Here is an 18,662-nt window from a genome sequence, read left to right on the forward strand (position 1 = left end):
CGTGACACAACACGAGCAGACCGCCGACAAGACGGGCGCGCAGACCACGGTTCGCGACAACGCACCGGGCCGGCGCTATGAGATCACCATCGACGGGACGCCGGACGGCGTCGTCGCCGGTTTCGCCGAGTACCGCGACCGCACCGATCCCGAGACAGGCACCGAGCGGGTCTTCTTCCACACCGAGGTCGCCGAGGAGTTCGGCGGCCGCGGGCTGGCGACGATCCTGGTCCGCCAGGCGCTCGACGACACCCGGTCACGCGGGTTGACCATCGTCGGGGTGTGCCCGCTGGTGGCGGCGTTCCTCGGGAAGCATCCGGAGTACACCGACGCCACGCGGCCGGTGACACCCGATGTTCTCGGTTGGCTCCGACGTCAGCAACCCTGAGGGATCACGCTCACGCCGGAGTGACGGGCCCCGTCGTGTCCACGTCACCGACCGGGGTGGCATCGACGGCGACACCGCCGTTCCGAAGTATTTCCGACCTGCGCATGTGCGAGCCCACATCGACGACGATCGAGGCGACCACCTCGCGGCCCGACGGCAGGATACGGGCGGTCACGCTGCCCTGAACCGCCATCGTCGCCTCGACGGCGGTCAACTCGTTGACGAGCATCCGACGGGCCAGGCTTCCCGGCGAATGTTCGTCGTCGAGGTCGTCCGATGTGTGGTCGTCGAGGCCACCGTCGTCGAGCAACCGCACGGAGACGCCGCGTCGGCGTACCGCCCGCACCGACTCCCCCACCTCCGGCGCATCCCACCCGGGTGCACGGATGGTGTCGCGGAGGTGAGCCTCCGTCAGCCGCACCTCGAGCGCCTCCTCTGAGCCGAACTCGTGTCCGGCGGCGATCCGCTCCAGGATCGGACGGGCGCCGGCGTCGAGTCGTTTGAGCTGTTGTCGACGTTCAGAGGCCGACGCCGTCGTCGCGGCCTCCTCCGCAGCCTGCGCGAACGCCTGTTCCCGGAGGCTGCGGAGGCGGTCGGGCATCGGGATGGCCATCAGCCCGAACAGCGTCGCCAGCACCAGGACCGGATAGCAGAACATGGTGTTGCCGGCCCCGACCGCGTAGCCGATGCCGGTCAGATGCCCGCCGACCGCTGCCAGTCCGGTCGCGCTGAGCGCCCCCACCCAGGCGAACAGCGGCCGACGGTACAGCACCACCATCGCCAGGATGATGGTCATCGCCGAGGTCATGGGTGATGTCTGCACCGTGAGGTACGTGTCGAGCGGCAGGCTCCAAAACGACGTCGTGAGTCCGGCCACCGTGAGCGTCGTCACCGCCAAGGCGGTGCGCCTGGGCAGAGTCGACCTGCCGTATCGCATGAGCATCGATGCGGCTGACACGAACATGACGAAACCCGCCGCCAGCGCGACCCACGTCGCGGCCGATCGGATCTCCCGACCCGCGCCGATGACCGCGACCACGTAGATGCTCGCGAAGATGACGAGTGCCCTGATTAACAGCGGCGAACCGAGTCCGAACAGGTTCAGGGTCGTCGTATCGAGGTCCATCGGGTCCTCCGGCGGCGGTTGCGAGGTCATGGGCGCCTCCACTCGACCGTCACGACCGTGCCCTCTCCAGGCGCGCTGTCGATCTCCGCACTGCCGCCCGGCAGACCGGCCATCCGTGCCCGGATGCCGACTGCGATGCCGAATCGCCGCGGATCGACGAGAGCCGGGTCGAAGCCCACCCCGTTGTCGGCCACGGACACTCGGGCGAAGCCGTCCCTGAATTCGGCGGCGACCTCGCAGCGCGAACCGGCGCCCCCGTGGCGCATCCAGTTCCGGGTCGCCTCGGCCACGCAGTCGACCATGTCCGCTACCACCTGCGCCGGATAGCTCGCCGCGGGTGAGGCGATCACGTGTGTACACGACGCGCGGTCGCTCATCGCGACGACAGCGTCCTCAGTACGGGAGGAGAACGTCGCGGCGGTGAACTCCGACGGCGGCACGGTGCTGCGGTCCAGTTCCGCGAGCGCCGACACCGCCTGCGCCGCGAGGCGCGGATCCGGCGGCCCCCGGCGCACCGCCAGGAGGGTGGCGATCACGTGATCGTGGATTAGCGCGTCGAACCGGGAGCGCTCCGCCTCCTGCGCCGCGTTCGCCGCGGCGCGGGCGGTCATCGCCAGGACGGCGGGATGCCGCTCATCGAGGGCACGGACGTTTCGTACCGCGGACACGGCCACCGCCAGGAACACCCCGGCGAGCGCCGCCGACAGCGGCACACTCAACAGTTCAGCCGGCCGGAGCTCACCGTAGCGGGCGATCTGATTCGCCACGTGAACGGCGAAGGTCGCAACGACGAGATTCGTCACCGCCATGCCGGTGCGGAGCATGACGACCAGCCCGAAGCTCGACACCGAGGGGAACTGGAACAACCACACCGCCCAGCGGGCCTCCTCGTCCGGTTCACCGAGCCAGGCCGGGAACCACAGCAGCGTCGCGACGAGATAGCCCAGGGCGCAGGCACACACGAGTGTCAACAAAGCCCGCGGGACGGTCAGGAAGGTGGAAGCCACCAACAAGGTCGCCGGCAGGACGACCAGCACCAGACTCACCGGCGTCCACCACGCGGCCGCGAGATCTGCCCGGGCGATCGCCACCGGGAACATCACGGCACAGAACGCGAGCAACCCGGAACCGACGAACCGGCAGCCGATCCTCTTCTGCCGGTCGAGATCCGATGCGTCCTCTCGGATACCGCGACCGAGGTCTCGGCGGAGGCGATCGATCAACTCCGCCATAAGGTCCGTCCCGCCTGACCCACGCCGCGCGTCGACCCCCGTCATCGCGCGAACCGTTTGTCCCGCAGTGGGGAAGGATCGCGAATGTCAACGATCGTGAACCCGACCAACGCCACCCGATCATCGGTGTCGACCCCCACCGACGCCAGGGTTTCCCGTCCCGGGGGGTGAATGCGCACGGTCACGCGGCCGCTCTCGGCGTCCGCGAGCAACTCGGCGATCGCCGCACCGAGACGCTCTCGCGCGAGGGCGGCTTCCTCCTCGGCGAGGACGGACAGGCCGCCGTCGTCGAGGAGTACCACCCTGACGCCGCGCTGCCGCGCACGCCAGGCCGCGTCCCGCACCTCTGGCACGTCCAGGCCGGACGCGCGGATGCCGTCTCTGAGCTGTGCCTCGATGAGTCGGGCGACGGCCACCTCCTCGACACTGAATCGACGCCCCTCGGCGATCCAGGTGAGGATCGGGCGGGCTCGTTCATCGAGTGCCGCCAGTCGCCGGTCCCGTACCTCGGCCGCCGCGGCTGCTGCGGCGTCTGCTGCGACCTGCCGTTCATTCGCCGCGCGCAGGGCGTAGATCTGCCGCGCCATCGGGCGCAGCATCAGTGAGAACAGCGAACCCATGATCATGATGGCGTAGCCGGGAAGTGTGATCGACACGCCGTACTCGGATCCGACCCCGCTGACCTGTCCCCACACCGCGGCGACGACTGTGATCGCCGCGCTCGCGAGCCACGCCGCGAGCGGTCGGCCGCGAACCGCGAGGAGGGCTAGGACGATCACCGATGCGCCCATCGGCGGCCCGGACTGAATCGCCTCGGTCACCGGGAACGGCAACGCGAACAACGTCGCAGCGACCGCGGCGACCGCGAGTGCCGCAACGACGACGGTGATCGGAGTCGGCAACGGGTCGCCCGGGGCATCGAGCAGGGCGACACCGGCGACGAGGAACAGGACGAATCCCGCAGTAAGCCCAGCCCACTGCCACGTCGCGAGGGATTCGGAGAAATTGGCGCAGACCGTCAACATCACGTAACTGGCCGCGAATACCGCCATCATCACCCGCAATGGCCGAGAACCGATCCCGAAAGCGTTGACGACCGCTCCTCGGTCGTCCACGCGCGCGACCGAGTCGCGGTCGCACGTCACGGCCGCTCCCAGGTGATCGACACGGTGGTGCCCCTGCCGGGCCGGCTGCTCACATGCGCCCGACCGCCCGGAATACGTGCCAGGCGCCCGCGGATACTGACCACGATCCCCAGCCGGCCGGGCGCCACGGAGCCGGGGTCGAAACCGGTGCCGTTGTCGACGACCGCCATGCTCAACGAGTCGGGCGCGATGTGCACGATTGCGGCGCAGTCGGCGTCCGGACCCGCGTGACGAAGCACGTTTCGCAGAGCCTCCGACATCGCTTCGACGACCGCGTCGACGACCTCGGCCGGGTACACGATCAGTCCGTCGTCGGTCTCGTCCATCACGACTTCGACGTCGAACCGCTCCGAGATGTCGGCGGCCGCGGAGCGCATGCGCCGGATCGCGTCCCGCGCCGACCCGGCGACCGGCTCCGTCGGCGTGGGCACCCGGGCCAGCTCTTCGAGCGCAGAGCGCGCCTGCGCGGCGAGCCGGGCGTCGGGCCGGCCCGGTTCGACCGCGAGCAGCGATGCGATCACCCGGTCGTGGACGATGGCGTCGATACGAGCCTGTTCGACGTCGCGCGCCGACGTCGCCGCAGCGTTTGCGGCCGCGCGATACGTGGCCTCTCGCGTCTCGTCCAACATGCGTCCGGTGCGGATCGCCACCAGCACGACAGAGAGGAACACGCCGGTGAACACGAACGACCAGACGATCTCCAAGGCCAGATCGGCGTTGACGGCACCGAAGCGTCCGAGTTGCTGGGAGATGTTGGCGACGAGTGAAGACACCGCCAGACTGATCAGCCCCAGTCGGGTGTGGATGAGCATCAGCACCATGCTCGGCATCCCGCAGAACGCGATCATCCACTGCGCGGAATCTCCCGGATCCGCCAGCGACGTGCCGTTCCAGGCCACGAACCAGAGGGCGACGCCGAGGAGATAACCGCCCCACGTGGTCAGCGCCAGCGGTCCCAGCCACGCCGTACCCGGTCGGAAACTGGCCAGGATCAGCAGGATTCCCGGTCCGACAGACAGGAGGATGCTCACCGGCGGCCACCACGGGGCCGTCAGCGGAGCGGCCGCGACGATCTGGGTGATCGAGACGAGTGGGTAGCCGATGAAACCGAGTCCGAGGAAGCGGGCACCGACGCGTCGGACACGATCGAGATCCTGCTCGGCCGAGTCGGATTCGAACACCCGACGCATCCACGCCGGATGGTCCATCGGGGTGTCGGTCAGAGATGCATCGGTCGCGGCCATCAGGTCAACCCTCACACCCACCGGTGACGCGGTCAATCCATCGGGGGAACCAACGGGAACGGCGGACTCACCCGGCACGACGAACGGCCCGTCCCCCTCGAGAGGGGAACGGGCCGTTCGCGTGTAGATCTCGCTGGGAGTCGGCTTACTTGGCCTTCTCCAGCACCTCGACCAGACGCCAGTGCTTGGTCGCCGACAGCGGGCGGGTCTCCATGATCCGCACGCGGTCACCGACGCCGGCATCGCCGTTCTCGTCGTGTGCCTTGACCTTGCTCGTGGTCCGGATGATCTTCTTGTAGAGCGGGTGGCTCTTACGATCTTCCAGCTCGACCACGATGGTCTTCTGCATCTTGTCGCTGACCACGTAGCCGATCCGCTCCTTGCGGCGGTTACGCTCGGCAGCCTGGGTTTCGGTCACTTTCTGGTCCTCACTCATGCGTCTTCACCTTCCGGTCCCGACGCCAGGCCCAGCTCACGCTCACGCATGACGGTGTAGATACGTGCGATCTCGCGACGCACGGTGCGCAGACGGCGGTTGTTGTCGAGCTGGCCGGTGGCCATCTGGAAACGAAGGTTGAAGAGCTCTTCCTTCGACTCCTTCAGGCGGTCGACCAGATCGGCGTCGTTGAGCTCGCGCAGCTCGTTCGCAGCAACTCCGAGAGACATCAGAACTGCTCCTCTCGTGTCACGATCCGGGTCTTGATGGGGAGCTTGTGCTGTGCGCGGCGCAGGGCCTCGCGAGCGATCTCCTCATTCGGGTAGGTCATCTCGAACAGCACGCGACCCGGCTTGACCGGGGCGACCCACCACTCGGGCGAACCCTTACCCGAACCCATGCGGGTTTCGGCCGGCTTCTTGGTGAGCGGGCGGTCCGGGAAGATGTTGATCCAGACCTTGCCGCCACGCTTGATGTGCCGGTTGATCGCGATACGAGCGGACTCGATCTGACGGTTGGTGATGTACGCGCCTTCCAGAGCCTGGATGCCGTAATCGCCGAACGTCACCTTGGTGCCGCCCTTGGCCTGCCCCTTGAGGCTGGGGTGATGCTGCTTGCGGTGCTTGACCCGACGTGGGATCAACATGGCCTAGCCCTCCTGCTTCTCAGCCGCACCAGCAGTGGCCTCGGCGGGAGCGGCCTCGGCCGCGCGAGCGGCGTCGGTGCTCGTCGCAGTGGTGCCCGAGGCACCGCTACGCCGGGGCCGGCTGGGCCGGCGCGGACGGCGATCCTCGGCTGCCGGAGCGGCCGCAGCCAGCTCGCGGCGACCACCGACGATGTCGCCCTTGTAGATCCACACCTTCACGCCGATCCGGCCGAAGGTGGTCTTGGCTTCGTAGAGTCCGTAGTCGATGTCGGCGCGCAGCGTGTGCAGCGGCACGCGTCCCTCGCGGTAGAACTCACTGCGGCTCATCTCAGCGCCGCCCAGACGACCCGAGCACTGGACCCGGATGCCCTTCACGTTCGGCTGACGCATCGCCGACTGGATCGCCTTGCGCATCGCGCGGCGGAACGCCACACGGTTGCTCAGCTGCTCGGCGACGCCCTGGGCCACCAGCTGGGCCTCGGACTCTGCGTTCTTGACCTCGAGGATGTTCAGCTGGACCTGCTTACCGGTCAGCTTCTCCAGGTCGCCGCGGATGCGATCGGCCTCGGCGCCACGGCGACCGATGACGATGCCCGGACGCGCGGTGTGGATGTCGACGCGAACCCGGTCACGGGTGCGCTCGATCTCCACCTTCGCGATGCCGGCGCGCTCGAGCCCCGTCGAGAGGAGCTTGCGGATCGCGACATCTTCCTTGACGTAGTCCGCGTACTGCTTGTCGGCGTACCACCGCGACTTCCAGTCGGTGGTGATGCCCAGACGGAAGCCGTGCGGGTTGATTTTCTGGCCCACTACTAGGCTCCCTTCTTCTTCGGCTGACGCGAACGGCCACGGCCGCCGGCTGCCTTCTCCGGCAGGCTCTCCACGACCACGGTGATGTGGCTGGTGCGCTTGCGGATACGGAATGCGCGGCCCTGGGCACGCGGCTGGAAGCGCTTGAGGGTCGGGCCCTCGTCGGCGAACGCGGTGGCGACGACCAGGGTCCGGCGATCCAGATCCAGGTTGTTCTCTGCGTTGGCGACAGCGCTGGCCAGCACCTTGTACACGGGCTCGGACGCCGACTGCGGGGCGAACCGCAGGATGTCGAGGGCCTCGTCCACGTTCTTCCCGCGGATGAGGTCCAGCACGCGGCGGGCCTTCATCGGCGTGACGCGCACGAACTTCGCGGTGGCCTTGGCGGTCGGATTATCGGTCTGCGTAGTCATCAGCGGCGCTTCGCTTTCCGGTCATCCTTGATGTGACCCTTGAAGGTGCGGGTGGGGGCGAACTCGCCCAGCTTGTGACCGACCATCGAGTCCGAGATGAACACCGGCACGTGCTTGCGTCCGTCATGGACGGCAAAGGTGTGGCCGATGAAGTCGGGAATGATGGTCGAACGGCGGGACCAGGTCTTGATGACCTGCTTGGTTCCCTTTTCGTTCTGAACGTCCACCTTCTTCAGGAGGTGGTCGTCGACGAACGGGCCCTTCTTGAGGCTGCGTGGCATTCTCTTACCTCCTCCTGTTATCGCTTGTTCTTGCCGGTGCGACGGCGACGGACGATCAGCTTGTCGCTGGCCTTGTTCTTGCGGGTGCGGCCCTCGGGCTTACCCCACGGCGAGACCGGGTGGCGACCACCGGAGGTCTTGCCCTCACCACCACCATGCGGGTGGTCAACCGGGTTCATGACGACACCGCGGACGGTCGGGCGCTTGCCCTTCCAGCGCATGCGGCCGGCCTTGCCCCAGTTGATGTTGCTCTGCTCGGCGTTGCCCACCTCGCCGACGGTTGCGCGGCAGCGCACGTCGACACGACGGATCTCGCCGGAAGGCATACGCAGCGTGGCGTAGGTGCCCTCCTTGCCGAGCAGCTGGATCGACGCGCCGGCGCTACGTGCCATCTTGGCGCCACCGCCCGGGCGCAGCTCCACGGCGTGGACCTGGGTACCGGTCGGGATGTTGCGCAGCGGCAGGTTGTTGCCGGGCTTGATGTCGGCGGCCGGACCGCTCTCGACGATGTCGCCCTGCTTCAGGTTCTTCGGCGCGATGATGTAGCGCTTCTCGCCGTCGACGTAGTGCAGCAGCGCGATGCGCGCGGTGCGGTTGGGGTCGTACTCGATGTGAGCGACCTTGGCGTTGATGCCGTCCTTGTCGTTACGACGGAAGTCGATCAGACGGTAGGCACGCTTGTGGCCGCCACCCTTGTGACGAGTGGTGATGCGGCCGTGAGCGTTACGGCCACCGCGCCCGTGCAGCGGACGCACCAGCGACTTCTCCGGATGGTCACGGGTGACCTCGGCGAAGTCGGAGCCGCTGGCCCCACGACGACCCGGGGTCGTCGGCTTGTACTTACGAATAGCCATGAGTATCTAGTCCTTCTCTGGGAGCCCCGGTCAGCTGACCGAGCCTCCGAAGATCTCGATGGGCTTGCTGTCTGCGGTCAGCGACACGATGGCGCGCTTGGTCGACTTGCGCTGGCCGTAGCCGGAGCGGGTCCGCTTGCGCTTGCCCTGACGGTTCGCCGTGTTGACGCTGGCAACCTTCACACCGAAGATCTTCTCGATCGCGATCTTGATCTCGGTCTTGTTGGACTCCGGGTGCACCAGGAAGGTGTACACGTTGTCCTCCATGAGTCCGTAGGACTTCTCGGAGATCACGGGCGCCAGGATGATGTCGCGCGGATCGGCAACGGTCGTCATGTCAGGCCTCCTCTGCTGTCTTCTCGACGGCAGCCTTGGCATCCGCCGTGTTCTGCTCGATGAAGGCATTGAGCGTCTCGACGCTGAACACCACCTCGTCCGAATCCAGGACGTCGTAGGTGTTGAGCTGATCGGGCGCGATCGGGAGCACGTTCTCCAGGTTCGCCACGCTCTTCCACGCCGTCAGGTCCTCACGGCCGAGAACGACCAGGAACTTGCGACGATCGGAGAGGCTCTCCAGGAAATCGCGAGCCGACTTGGTGGAGGGGGCCTGCCCCGCAACCAGTTCGGTGATCACGTGGATGCGCTCGTTGCGAGCGCGATCGCTCAGGGCACCGCGCAGGGCGGCGGCCTTCATCTTCTTGGGGGTGCGCTGGCTGTAGTCACGCGGCTGCGGGCCGTGGACGGTGCCACCACCGGTGAACTGCGGTGCACGGGTCGAACCCTGACGCGCACGGCCGGTGCCCTTCTGGCGGTACGGCTTGGCGCCACCACCGCGGACTTCGCCGCGGGTCTTGGTGGAGTGCGTGCCCTGGCGAGCCGCGGCCTGCTGGGCCACGACGACCTGGTGCATCAGCGCGATGTTTGCGGGAGCGTCGAACAGCGCGGCCGGCAGGTCAACGGTTCCGTTGGTCTTGCCGTCGGCGGTCTTGACGTCCAGCGTCAACTTGGTCGTGGTCTCGGTGCTCACTACTTCGCACCACCCTTCACTGCGTCGCGGACCACCACGATGCCGCCCTTGCGACCCGGGATCGCTCCCTTGATCAGCAGCAGGCCGGCCTCGGCGTCCACCTTGTGGACGGTGAGGTTCTGCGTGGTCACCTTGTCGTTACCCATACGACCGGCCATCCGCATGCCCTTGAACACGCGACCCGGGGTGGCGCAGCCACCGATCGAGCCCGGTGCGCGGTGCACGCGGTGAGCGCCGTGGCTGGCGCCCAGACCGGCGAAGCCGTGGCGCTTCATGACGCCGGCGAAACCCTTGCCCTTCGAGGTGCCGGTGACGTCGACCAGCGCGCCGTCGGCGAAGATCTCGGCGGTCAGTTCCTGACCGATCTCGAACTCGCTGACGTCGTTGACGCGGATCTCGGCCAGGTGGCGGCGCGGGGTGACCCCGGCCTTCTCGTACTGGCCGGCGACCGGCTTGGTCACCTTGCGGGGATCGATGGCGCCGTAGGCGATCTGGACGGCGGTGTAGCCGTCACGATCCTGCGTACGGAGCTGGGTGATCACGTTCGGGCCGGCCTGGATGACCGTGACCGGAACGACGCGGTTGTTCTCGTCGAAAACCTGGGTCATGCCGAGCTTGGTGCCCAGGATGCCCTTGGATGAACTCTGGTTGCTCATGATTTATCTCGCCCCCGTCCTACTGGATGTTGACGTCGACACTGGCCGGCAGGTCGATGCGCATGAGCGCGTCGACCGTCTTCGGGGTCGGGTCGAGGATGTCGATGAGTCGCTTGTGGGTACGCATCTCGAAATGTTCGCGGCTGTCCTTGTACTTATGCGGCGAACGGATGACGCAGTACACGTTCTTCTCGGTGGGCAACGGCACCGGGCCAACGACACGTGCACCCGTACGGGTCACGGTCTCCACGATCTTGCGCGCCGAAGCGTCGATCGCCTCGTGGTCGTAGGCCTTGAGCCTGATGCGGATCTTCTGTCCCGCCACGCTGTGTCCTCTTCCGTCAGTTGTTCTCGACAGACAAACACCGCGTGACCAGGGGCAGGCTCTCGCCGGCTGAGCACATGACCGCCGTGTGAGATTCGGCAATCGACGCTGTTCATCTGTCGTTGTACGTTGGCTCGTCTCTGGAACGAACCGGTTTGCTCCGGCACCCGCGGTCGGGCGTGTCGAGTCCGTGAACCTGATTCGGAGCACGCGTTACACGCCAGTCCCCGTAAACCGGGCCTGGGAGTCATTCACCTGACCACATCGGCGGTGTCGGCACAGAGTGCGACGTGCGTCTGCCGGTCAAGGCAACCCGACAAGTATGCAACAGAGACGGGTGCCGATTCAAATCCGACCTCGTCACACCCCCGGACCGCTCAACTGACTCATGAGTAAGATGCGCGCATGGCTGCTATCGGTTCCACCTACGCCCTGCGCAAGAAGCTTCCCGACAACACTCTCGGGAACGTCCTGTTCTCGCTCGGCCTGGTTGCCAAGGCCCCCTACTTCGGGACCGTGTTCCCTCTGGTCCAGGAGATGGAGCCGGGTTTCGCCAAGGTCACCGCCCCCAACTGGTTCGGGGTCCACAACCACATCGGCACCTTCCACGCGATTGCCGCGTGCAACCTGGCCGAGGCCGCGATGGGCGTGCTGATGGAGGCGACGACCCCGACGTCGCACCGCTGGATCCCGAAGGCGATGGAGACTCAGTACCTGGCTAAGGCCACCACTCGACTCACCGCCGAGGCCCGCCTGGCCGAGCCGGTCGACTTCGCCACTCTCACCGAGGGCACGGACGTCACGGTGTCGGTCAGCATCACCGACACCAAGGGCGTCGAGGTGGTCCACTGCGACATCACCACCTGGGTGACGCCTGGGTAACGGCTTCCGCTCGACGTCTCCGCGCTCGCAACTGCCCGATCAGGACCCCCACCAACGAGACGAGGAACCACAGCAGCGGCGCCCAGACGTAGAAGGACATGCCGTACCAGGCAGAGACAACAACCAGCCCCTCGGCGGCGCTCGTCGTGGCGGTCTCGGCGGCGGCAGAGTAGGTCCATCCCCAGAAGGCCGCAACGAAGACCAGGTAACTCAGCGGCAGGCAGATGACCGCGAGCCTGAGCGAGTACGGGCGGAACCATCGTCCGATCAATTGCCGCCTACCTTCACGTCGTGGTGCCCCGGCAGGTGCCTCAGGGGTCCCCACAGGTCGGTCGGGTCCGGCATGTGTCCGTAGACCTGCGTCGGAACCCCGGAGTCGGAGTCGGCGTAGACCTCCCAGGCTGGGTAGTTGGTGAGCTGGCCTTCCAATCTTGGCTCCATACCGTCGTATGGCTCTGCGACCAAGGTTCCTCGCACGCTGGCCCCGACCGTGCTCGAAGCCCACTTTCCTACTTCCTGGTCGTAGAAGGGCATGAACGGATCCTTCGCTTCGAAGGTCACCTGCACGCGCTCTCCATCCTGCGCCACACCGAGGGTGGGGCTACCGACCTTCACAGCCCCAGACGGTATTTCGACCGACGGGTTCTGACGCATCACGACAACGCCATTGTCGTAGTCGATGTAGATGGATACCCTGCAGTCCTCAGCGCCCGCGCTGCCATCGAATCCCCTGCTGTCGCCGGCGTTGTCGTGCGGGATGTTGTGGACGTTGTCACGTGGGATGAATGCGTTCACACGCACGAGACCTCCGCCCGGAACTTTGTCTATCGACTTCACGACGACGGCAGAGTCCGTTCCCTTGTACCGAGGATCGTAGGTGTTCGGGTCCATGGCTTCCGCAAGCTTCCACTCGCTCGGCGTCGATGGAGGCCGATCGAACCGGTCTTCGAACACCTTTGTCTGATTGGCTCGCCTCGAGATACTGCTGGTTCCCGTGATCGGATCGACGTCGGTGACGGGCAAGTCGCCATCTGCTGCCTCGATCACAGCTGCCAGGTCCTGATCGACTTGAGCGGCGTCGGCGAGTAGCTGAGAAAGCTGCTCCTGCAGATCTTCCTTCATCGAGAGGAACGCCAGCACTTCGAAGAGCGGAAAAGTGGTGTCCGAAGGCGACGGGGTGGGTCCGTCGATCGTCCCCGCCTCGGTGACGGTCAGTCCCAGTTGCCGCGCTCCTTCGCGAACTGCTTCCAATCGTCGCTTGACTTCATCGATGGACTCCGCAGCCTGACGCGCGGCCATACCTATAAGAGCGGATTCGTTGCGGAAGTTCGTGAAGTCCTTCACCGCCGTCGCCACACGGGAACCCGCGGCGTCCGCGGAATCCCCGGACCAGGTTTCGAAGACCGCCAGATTCGCGAACCGTGTGACCATTGTGTCGCAGTTCTGGATGTTCTCTTCCGTCTGACGGAACACCTCGCGAACCTGCTCTGCATCCCACCTGTCGATGTCCGGAACAGTGACCACGTGTCAGTTCAGGTTCAGCAGTTTGGGGCGCTCGATCCGGTCGGCACTTTCGCGATCAGCAGACGACAGTTCGTAGTGCGCGAGTTGCAGTCTGCCTGAGAGGGTTCCCACGTGCTCGACGAGCCGGCGATTGGCTTCAACCCAGCGGGTCGTGATCTTTTCCATCGCTGCACCTGAAGTACACGCCCAGCCGCTGAGACTGTCGTTCATTCGTCTGCCGGCGGTACTGAACCGGTCAGCGCAGTCTTCGGTCCAGACCCCGGTCAACTGTGCCGCCGCTGCGAGCTCTCCGAGATCGACCGCAACATTCTTTGCTCTGTCCCCCTGTGTCACGAGTGGGAAGCATATCCGCCCCCTGCGCCACATGGCCGTGGCCATCCACAACCCGGTCGGGTCCAACGTGCGAGCGGCGCAGGGTTCATTGCCAGGCTCGCCCCCAAGTAGTCAGCGGTAGCAGGCCTGCCATCCGGCGGTGCGTACCGTCGTCGCCGCGCAGTAGGTCGCGCGCGGATAGTAAGGTCCCATCGTCGACGCCGGGTCGGACTTGTTCGCCTGCGACGCCTGCACGCTGTTCGGATAGAAGTCCGCCGACGGCAGCATGTTGCGGAGGAACACCACCTTCGGCACCGATGTGCTGCCCCACGGGATGACGGTGAGGTCGGAGCCGGCCACCTGTGCGGTCAGGTCCGACGGCGCCGCGACCACATAGGTGTAATAACCGTCGGCGTCGATCCGGGTCGCGTAGTCGGCCGCGCAGGCGACGACCGGGTAGGGCGTCACCTTGTCGTTCTGGCACATCGACCAGTATCGGAGCTGTTCGCCCGGGGTGGCCGGCGACTGCCCCGCCCGGCTGTTCGGGAAGCTCGGCGCCTTGCCGCGGATCACCGCGACGCGGCCGGGTCGGTAGGTGAGCAGCGAGCCGATGTACTTGTTGTCACCGTTGGGGAACAGACCCGAGGTGCTCGCTGGATTGACGAAGGTGGCCTCGGCGGCGTCGCCGGGGAACGACCCCGATGCGGCGTTGCCGATCGCATCGTCGAACACCCTGGTGAGCGCCTGCGCGATCGGTCCGTTGTAGTTCCGCGGGTTGAACGGCTGCGCGCACGGCGCGACAGGGACGGACTGCCCGGCGATCGAGAAGGTCACGTTCGGCAGGGTGACGCCGCCGTTCGGGGATTTCGGATCGTCGGGGACGTAGATCCGGACGATGAGGAAGCCGACCGGCACGTTCTGCCCACCGGCGGGGAGCCCGCGGATCTCGTTGCGCGAGTGGTCGGCGGCGCCGGGCACGACAGTCGCGTGCCATGTGCGCTTGGACGGCGGCGGCATGCGGACCGGCGCGGCGAAGGGGTTGATGCTGCCCGCATCGGGCCGGATCTGGTTGTCACGCAGCGTGTCGACCGTGTCGAGATCGGTGCCGTAGGTGTTGAGCGAGAAGTACCGGGCAGCCGGGAAGGTCCCCGACAGGCGGATCGAATCCCCCGGGCCGAGCGCATACGGCAGTATCCAGTAGGTCGCGTTGGCGTCGGGGAAGGCGACATTGAGGTCGGTGCTGTTCGACATCAACTGCCACGCGCATCCCGGACCCGGCGCATATCCCTGCGGGGCCGCCGATGCCGGGGCAGGCACCACGCCGGCCACCGCCGCGAGCACCGCACCGACGAGGAAGCCGACGATGGCTCCGACACGATGCTTGACCTGTGTGAACATGTTTTCTCCCTTCGCCTCGCGGCGATCGTAGCCACAGCTCACCTGCGTGCCGGGCCGATCCCGCGATATCGTCTCGGCCTGCCTCCCGGCGACGATGCTCATAGGGTGGAGAAGGTCCCGCCGTCGACGCCACTCCTGCCGGAGCGGGGCAAGAACCCCGGGGCCGGACCCTGGAGTGCGGCAGTATCGAAGAGGGACGGTATCGACGGGGAACCGACCGACAGGCGCCACCGAGCAGGAGGACAGAGATCATGTGCGGAATCTGCGGCGAGATCCGTTTCGACGGTAGCGTGCCCGACGTCTCGACAGTCGACGCGATGACCTGCGAGATGACGCGCCGCGGGCCCGACGGGAGCGGCGTCTTCGCGAAAGGGTCTGTCGCTCTCGGACATCGGCGCCTGAAGATCATCGACCTGTCCGAGAAGGGCAGCCAACCGATGATCGACCCGGTCCTGGGACTGGCGCTCGTCTTCAACGGTTGCATCTACAACCATCACGAGCTGCGGGCCGAACTCGAGGCGAAGGGTTACTCCTTCTTCTCCCACGCCGACAGCGAGGTGATCCTCAAGGCCTTCCACGCCTGGGGTCCCGACTGCGTGGACCACTTCATCGGTATGTTCGCCTTCGCGATCGTCGACACCGACACCGGCGTGGTGACCCTCGGCCGCGACCGCCTCGGGATCAAGCCGCTCTACCTCGCCGACACCCCGGGACGTCTACGGTTCGCATCATCGGTACAGGCACTCCTCCGTGCCGGTGACGTGGACACCTCGATCGATCGTGTTGCGCTGCATCACTATTTCAGCTTCCACGCGGTGGTCCCGGCCCCGCACACCATTTACAACGGCATCCGCAAGCTGCCCCCGGCCACCGTCATGGTCGTCCATCCCGATGGTCGACGCACCGAACGGAAGTACTGGGAGCCGAGCTTCGAGGCCCACCCCGATCGCGCCGACTGGGACGAGCAGCGATGGCATGCCGAGCTCCTGGACTCCCTACGCACCTCGGTGAAGCGCCGCATGGTCGCCGACGTCCCGGTCGGCGTGCTCCTGTCCGGCGGCGTCGACTCGTCGCTCGTCGTGGCTCTGCTCGCCGAGCAGGGACAGACCGACCTGGCCACCTTCAGCATCGGATTCGACTCGGCGGCCGGCGAATCCGGCGACGAGTACGCCTACTCCGACCTGATCGCCGACACCTTCGCGACGGATCATCACAAGATCCACATCGGTACCGACCGGTTGCTGCCCGCGATCCCCGACACCGTCGCCGCGATGGGCGAGCCGATGGTCAGTCACGACTGCGTGGCCTTCTATCTCCTGTCGCAGGAGGTCAGCAAGTCTATCAAGGTGGTCCAGTCCGGGCAGGGCGCCGACGAGATCCTGGGCGGCTACAGCTGGTATCCGCCGCTGCGCGGTGTGCCGCGCCAGGACACGACCCGCGCCTACGCGAACGTCTTCTTCGACCGCGACGACGCCGACATCCGCAGCATCCTCGCCGGCGAGTACCTCCTCGAGTCCGGCTACGACCCCAGTTTCGCCTTCGCCCAAGCACACCAGTCGGCTCCGGGCGCCGACACCTCGGTCGACGCGGCGCTGCGGCTCGACACCACCGTCATGCTCGTCGACGACCCGGTCAAGCGCGTCGACACGATGACGATGGCGTGGGGTCTCGAGGCCCGAGTGCCCTTCCTCGACCACGAGTTCGTCGAACTCGCCGCCACCTGCCCGGCCGAACTCAAACTCGCGCACGGGGGCAAGGGTGTTCTCAAGGAGGCGAGCCGGGCGCTCCTGCCGTCGGCGGTGATCGACCGCACCAAGGGCTACTTCCCGGTGCCCGGCATCCGCCACCTGACCGGCGGGGTCCTCGACCTCGTCAACGACACCCTCCGGTCGCAGTCCGCCGTCGACCGCGGCCTCTACCGGCCCGAGGCGCTCGACAAGCTCTTCGGCGACCCCAACGGCATCCGCACGCGCCTCGACGGGAACGAACTCTGGCAGGTCGCGCTCCTCGAGATGTGGCTCCAGACGATGGAAGCGAAAGCCCGACGGTGACCGCTCTGCGTTTCGACGACCGCGGTTGGAAGACCTACGGAGCCTCCCTCTCACCGGACGGGAGTGCGTTCGCGTACATCGTCGACGACGGCAACGGGTACCCCCGTGCGGCGCAACGATCCCTGTCCCGGGACGGGGTCGGCGACCTGCGCTGGGTGAAGCTGCGGTCCACCGGCCCGGTCCGAAAGATCGTGCACTCCACCGACAGCCGCTGGCTGGCCGTCGAGATCGCACCGAGCGGCGGTGAGCACCACCAGGTCTGGGTGGTCACCACCGACCCCGACGACGACACCGCGCACCGGATCGCGGCCACCCGCCCGGACGGCCGGTCCTACGGGACCGTCCGCCTCGTCGGCTGGGACACCGACTGGGTCCTGCTCACCGCGATCGACCACGACGGCACCACGCATGCGTTGCGCGTCCACCCCGGAACCCAGACCACCCGTACCCTCGACCTGCGCGTCGGCAGCGAGCTGATCGACTCGTGGAAGGGTGCGACGCTCGTCCGGGTCGGACCGCGCGGCTACCACGACATGCTCCTGATCCGACGCCGTCCCGATTCGCCCGGTGACGAGTTCACGATGACCCCGTTGCTCCCCCAGGACCCCGGCGCGGTCACCGATCAGGGTTATGTGCTCGATCAGGGCTTCGATCACGCGTCGCTGGTCTTCGTACCCGCACCGAACGAACCCACCCGCGACCTCGACAGCGTCCAGGCCCTGGTGCGCAGCGACTTCGACGCGAAGTTCCCCCGTCTCCTCGGCGTCGAGGTCAGCAAGTTCGGCGTGCGGTTCCGGGTGATGGCGCAACGCGTCGACATCGGGCTCGACGAGTTCGCCGTCAGCCACGACCAGTCCACCGTCGCCCTCTTGTGGAATATGAAGGGCCGCAGCCAGTTGCAAATCCTGACGCTGCCCGACCAGACGCTGCACCCGCCGATCGATCTCCCCGGCGAGGTTGCCCATGACCTGTCGATCAGCGCAGCTGGATCGGTGGTGTCGGTGACGGTGTCGAGCCCGCAGCACTCGCCGCTCGTCCACCTGATCGACGTCGCGAACCGGAGGGTGACGCCGGTGCGGGACGACGTCGTCACCGGTGAGGGTCCATCGAGTCTTCTCCGCCCCGAGCTCGTGGAGTTCTTCGCACGGGATGGCATGCCGCTGTCGGGTTTTCTGTATCGGGCCGCGAAGAAGACCCGCGACGAGCGACCCGGCCCGACGCTGCTCTACTTCCACGGCGGCCCCGAGGGACAAACCCGACCGGACTACCAGTTCCTCTTCGGCCCGCTCGTCGATGCCGGGATCACCGTCTTCGCCCCCAACGTCCGTGGCTCGTCGGGTTACGGCCGACTCTTCTCCCACGCAGACGATCGCTACGGCCGGTATGCCGGCATCGACGACGCCGCGGACTGCGCGGAACTGCTGTGCCGCCTGGGGATCGCCGATCCGGACGCGGTGTACTGCTCGGGCCGCTCCTACGGGGGCTACCTGACCCTGGCCTGCCTGACCTTCCACCCCGACCTGTTCGCGGCCGGTATCGCCATCTGCGGCATGAGTGACCTCGAGTCGTTCTTCCGCAACACCGAACCGTGGATCGCCGTCGCCGCCTACACCAAATACGGACACCCCGAATCGGATCGCGAGCTACTCGCCGACCTCTCCCCCATCCACCGCATCGACGACGTGCGCGCACCCCTGCTCGTCGTACACGGCGCGCACGACACGAACGTCCCGGTCAGCGAGTCACAGCAGATCGTCGCCGAGCTGCAGGCACGTGGTGCAGTCGCCGAGATGCTGATGTTCGACGACGAGGGCCACGAGATCGTCAAGCGCAGCAATCAGCATCGACTGACCGAGGCCGTCGCCGAGTGGATCGCCAAGTATCCGACGCGGCCCGGGGTGATGCGGTGAAC

Annotated in this window: 23 protein-coding genes; 4 read left to right on the plus strand and 19 right to left on the minus strand. The window is 66.8% G+C overall.

Translation table 11 applies throughout. The annotated features are described in order from the left end of the window. Position 1 precedes the first annotated feature (1 nt). A complete protein-coding gene (locus GKZ92_RS17940; RefSeq protein WP_075864017.1) occupies positions 2 to 388 on the plus strand; it encodes a GNAT family N-acetyltransferase in 387 nt (128 codons plus the stop codon). A 10-nt stretch (positions 389 to 398) separates the two neighbouring features. Here the strand turns inward: GKZ92_RS17940 and GKZ92_RS17945 are convergent, their stop codons facing one another. The 15 genes from GKZ92_RS17945 to rpsJ form a co-directional block, all read right to left on the minus strand. Continuing rightward, complete coding sequence (locus GKZ92_RS17945) at positions 399 to 1,544, minus strand: hypothetical protein (protein WP_075864016.1); 1,146 nt, start codon at positions 1,542 to 1,544, stop codon at positions 399 to 401. Continuing rightward, the gene (locus tag GKZ92_RS17950) at positions 1,541 to 2,746 is read right to left on the minus strand and encodes a sensor histidine kinase (RefSeq protein WP_230461830.1); all 1,206 of its coding nucleotides are present in this window, start codon (positions 2,744 to 2,746) and stop codon (positions 1,541 to 1,543) included. Before GKZ92_RS17950 ends, GKZ92_RS17945 begins: the two co-directional genes overlap by 4 nt. A 41-nt stretch (positions 2,747 to 2,787) precedes the next feature. Beyond that, complete coding sequence (locus tag GKZ92_RS17955; RefSeq protein ID WP_155225492.1) at positions 2,788 to 3,891, minus strand: hypothetical protein; 1,104 nt, start codon at positions 3,889 to 3,891, stop codon at positions 2,788 to 2,790. Then, on the minus strand, positions 3,888 to 5,135 hold the full coding sequence (locus GKZ92_RS17960; RefSeq protein WP_155225493.1) for a sensor histidine kinase: 1,248 nt from the start codon (positions 5,133 to 5,135) through the stop codon (positions 3,888 to 3,890). The genes GKZ92_RS17955 and GKZ92_RS17960 overlap by 4 nt, the downstream gene beginning before the upstream one ends. 145 nt (positions 5,136 to 5,280) lie before the next feature. Continuing rightward, on the minus strand, positions 5,281 to 5,571 hold the full coding sequence (gene rpsQ, locus GKZ92_RS17965) for a 30S ribosomal protein S17 (RefSeq protein WP_006360249.1): 291 nt from the start codon (positions 5,569 to 5,571) through the stop codon (positions 5,281 to 5,283). Beyond that, positions 5,568 to 5,801 carry a 50S ribosomal protein L29 gene (rpmC, locus tag GKZ92_RS17970; protein WP_005194647.1) on the minus strand — a complete coding sequence of 78 codons (234 nt, stop codon included), beginning with the start codon at positions 5,799 to 5,801 and terminating at the stop codon, positions 5,568 to 5,570. Before rpmC ends, rpsQ begins: the two co-directional genes overlap by 4 nt. Continuing rightward, a complete protein-coding gene (gene rplP, locus GKZ92_RS17975) occupies positions 5,801 to 6,217 on the minus strand; it encodes a 50S ribosomal protein L16 (RefSeq protein ID WP_004020548.1) in 417 nt (138 codons plus the stop codon). Before rplP ends, rpmC begins: the two co-directional genes overlap by 1 nt. Positions 6,218 to 6,220: 3 nt before the next feature. Further along, the gene (rpsC, locus tag GKZ92_RS17980; RefSeq protein WP_004020549.1) at positions 6,221 to 7,027 is read right to left on the minus strand and encodes a 30S ribosomal protein S3; all 807 of its coding nucleotides are present in this window, start codon (positions 7,025 to 7,027) and stop codon (positions 6,221 to 6,223) included. A 2-nt stretch (positions 7,028 to 7,029) separates the two neighbouring features. Continuing rightward, positions 7,030 to 7,440 (minus strand): 50S ribosomal protein L22, encoded by a 411-nt coding sequence (gene rplV / locus GKZ92_RS17985; protein WP_005194644.1) that lies wholly within the window; start codon positions 7,438 to 7,440, stop codon positions 7,030 to 7,032. Continuing rightward, positions 7,440 to 7,721, minus strand: a complete 282-nt coding sequence (rpsS, locus tag GKZ92_RS17990) for a 30S ribosomal protein S19 (protein WP_004020551.1) — start codon at positions 7,719 to 7,721, stop codon at positions 7,440 to 7,442. The genes rplV and rpsS overlap by 1 nt, the downstream gene beginning before the upstream one ends. A gap of 17 nt (positions 7,722 to 7,738) precedes the next feature. Further along, positions 7,739 to 8,575 carry a 50S ribosomal protein L2 gene (rplB, locus tag GKZ92_RS17995; RefSeq protein WP_035753589.1) on the minus strand — a complete coding sequence of 279 codons (837 nt, stop codon included), beginning with the start codon at positions 8,573 to 8,575 and terminating at the stop codon, positions 7,739 to 7,741. A gap of 30 nt (positions 8,576 to 8,605) precedes the next feature. After that, positions 8,606 to 8,911: a 50S ribosomal protein L23 gene (gene rplW / locus GKZ92_RS18000; RefSeq protein ID WP_005194638.1), complete on the minus strand. Its 306-nt coding sequence runs from the start codon at positions 8,909 to 8,911 to the stop codon at positions 8,606 to 8,608. 1 nt (position 8,912) lies between these two features. Continuing rightward, a complete protein-coding gene (rplD, locus tag GKZ92_RS18005) occupies positions 8,913 to 9,602 on the minus strand; it encodes a 50S ribosomal protein L4 (RefSeq protein ID WP_035753588.1) in 690 nt (229 codons plus the stop codon). Further along, a complete protein-coding gene (gene rplC / locus GKZ92_RS18010) occupies positions 9,602 to 10,258 on the minus strand; it encodes a 50S ribosomal protein L3 (protein ID WP_035753586.1) in 657 nt (218 codons plus the stop codon). Before rplC ends, rplD begins: the two co-directional genes overlap by 1 nt. Positions 10,259 to 10,277: 19 nt before the next feature. Next, complete coding sequence (rpsJ, locus tag GKZ92_RS18015; RefSeq protein WP_003938093.1) at positions 10,278 to 10,583, minus strand: 30S ribosomal protein S10; 306 nt, start codon at positions 10,581 to 10,583, stop codon at positions 10,278 to 10,280. A 405-nt stretch (positions 10,584 to 10,988) separates the two neighbouring features. Between rpsJ and GKZ92_RS18020 the strand changes: the two genes are divergently transcribed. Further along, a complete protein-coding gene (locus GKZ92_RS18020) occupies positions 10,989 to 11,465 on the plus strand; it encodes a hotdog fold domain-containing protein (protein ID WP_155225494.1) in 477 nt (158 codons plus the stop codon). Here GKZ92_RS18020 and GKZ92_RS18025 read toward each other — a convergent pair. The 4 genes from GKZ92_RS18025 to GKZ92_RS18040 form a co-directional block, all read right to left on the minus strand. Then, positions 11,440 to 11,736, minus strand: a complete 297-nt coding sequence (locus tag GKZ92_RS18025) for a hypothetical protein (RefSeq protein WP_155225495.1) — start codon at positions 11,734 to 11,736, stop codon at positions 11,440 to 11,442. The genes GKZ92_RS18020 and GKZ92_RS18025 overlap by 26 nt on opposite strands. Next, a complete protein-coding gene (locus tag GKZ92_RS18030) occupies positions 11,733 to 12,989 on the minus strand; it encodes a hypothetical protein (RefSeq protein WP_155225496.1) in 1,257 nt (418 codons plus the stop codon). Before GKZ92_RS18030 ends, GKZ92_RS18025 begins: the two co-directional genes overlap by 4 nt. 3 nt (positions 12,990 to 12,992) lie before the next feature. After that, on the minus strand, positions 12,993 to 13,322 hold the full coding sequence (locus GKZ92_RS18035) for a hypothetical protein (protein WP_155225497.1): 330 nt from the start codon (positions 13,320 to 13,322) through the stop codon (positions 12,993 to 12,995). A 111-nt stretch (positions 13,323 to 13,433) separates the two neighbouring features. Next, positions 13,434 to 14,699, minus strand: a complete 1,266-nt coding sequence (locus tag GKZ92_RS18040) for a hypothetical protein (protein WP_155225498.1) — start codon at positions 14,697 to 14,699, stop codon at positions 13,434 to 13,436. Between the two features lie 251 nt (positions 14,700 to 14,950). Here GKZ92_RS18040 and GKZ92_RS18045 point away from each other — a divergent pair, with 251 nt between their 5' ends. Together GKZ92_RS18045 and GKZ92_RS18050 are read left to right on the plus strand one after the other, a co-directional pair. Then, the gene (locus tag GKZ92_RS18045; RefSeq protein WP_155225499.1) at positions 14,951 to 16,750 is read left to right on the plus strand and encodes an N-acetylglutaminylglutamine amidotransferase; all 1,800 of its coding nucleotides are present in this window, start codon (positions 14,951 to 14,953) and stop codon (positions 16,748 to 16,750) included. After that, a complete protein-coding gene (locus tag GKZ92_RS18050; protein WP_155225500.1) occupies positions 16,747 to 18,660 on the plus strand; it encodes a S9 family peptidase in 1,914 nt (637 codons plus the stop codon). The genes GKZ92_RS18045 and GKZ92_RS18050 overlap by 4 nt, the downstream gene beginning before the upstream one ends. Positions 18,661 to 18,662: the final 2 nt, after the last annotated feature.

It is taken from the genome of Gordonia sp. 135 (assembly GCF_009720185.1).
GTDB lineage: Bacteria > Actinomycetota > Actinomycetes > Mycobacteriales > Mycobacteriaceae > Gordonia > Gordonia alkanivorans.

Bases quoted from the DNA above. Each gene is read 5' to 3' on its own strand.
- GKZ92_RS18045 (WP_155225499.1), top strand. From the start codon at position 14,951: ATGTGCGGAATCTGCGGCGAGATCCGTTTCGACGGTAGCGTGCCCGAC.
- rplW (WP_005194638.1), bottom strand. From the start codon at position 8,911: ATGACGACCGTTGCCGATCCGCGCGACATCATCCTGGCGCCCGTGATC.
- rpmC (WP_005194647.1), bottom strand. From the start codon at position 5,801: ATGTCTCTCGGAGTTGCTGCGAACGAGCTGCGCGAGCTCAACGACGCC.
- GKZ92_RS18020 (WP_155225494.1), top strand. From the start codon at position 10,989: ATGGCTGCTATCGGTTCCACCTACGCCCTGCGCAAGAAGCTTCCCGAC.
- rplV (WP_005194644.1), bottom strand. From the start codon at position 7,440: ATGACTACGCAGACCGATAATCCGACCGCCAAGGCCACCGCGAAGTTC.
- rplP (WP_004020548.1), bottom strand. From the start codon at position 6,217: ATGTTGATCCCACGTCGGGTCAAGCACCGCAAGCAGCATCACCCCAGC.
- GKZ92_RS18040 (WP_155225498.1), bottom strand. From the start codon at position 14,699: ATGTTCACACAGGTCAAGCATCGTGTCGGAGCCATCGTCGGCTTCCTC.
- GKZ92_RS17945 (WP_075864016.1), bottom strand. From the start codon at position 1,544: ATGACCTCGCAACCGCCGCCGGAGGACCCGATGGACCTCGATACGACG.
- GKZ92_RS17960 (WP_155225493.1), bottom strand. From the start codon at position 5,135: ATGGCCGCGACCGATGCATCTCTGACCGACACCCCGATGGACCATCCG.
- rpsS (WP_004020551.1), bottom strand. From the start codon at position 7,721: ATGCCACGCAGCCTCAAGAAGGGCCCGTTCGTCGACGACCACCTCCTG.
- rplB (WP_035753589.1), bottom strand. From the start codon at position 8,575: ATGGCTATTCGTAAGTACAAGCCGACGACCCCGGGTCGTCGTGGGGCC.
- rplC (WP_035753586.1), bottom strand. From the start codon at position 10,258: ATGAGCAACCAGAGTTCATCCAAGGGCATCCTGGGCACCAAGCTCGGC.
- GKZ92_RS17950 (WP_230461830.1), bottom strand. From the start codon at position 2,746: ATGGCGGAGTTGATCGATCGCCTCCGCCGAGACCTCGGTCGCGGTATC.
- rpsQ (WP_006360249.1), bottom strand. From the start codon at position 5,571: ATGAGTGAGGACCAGAAAGTGACCGAAACCCAGGCTGCCGAGCGTAAC.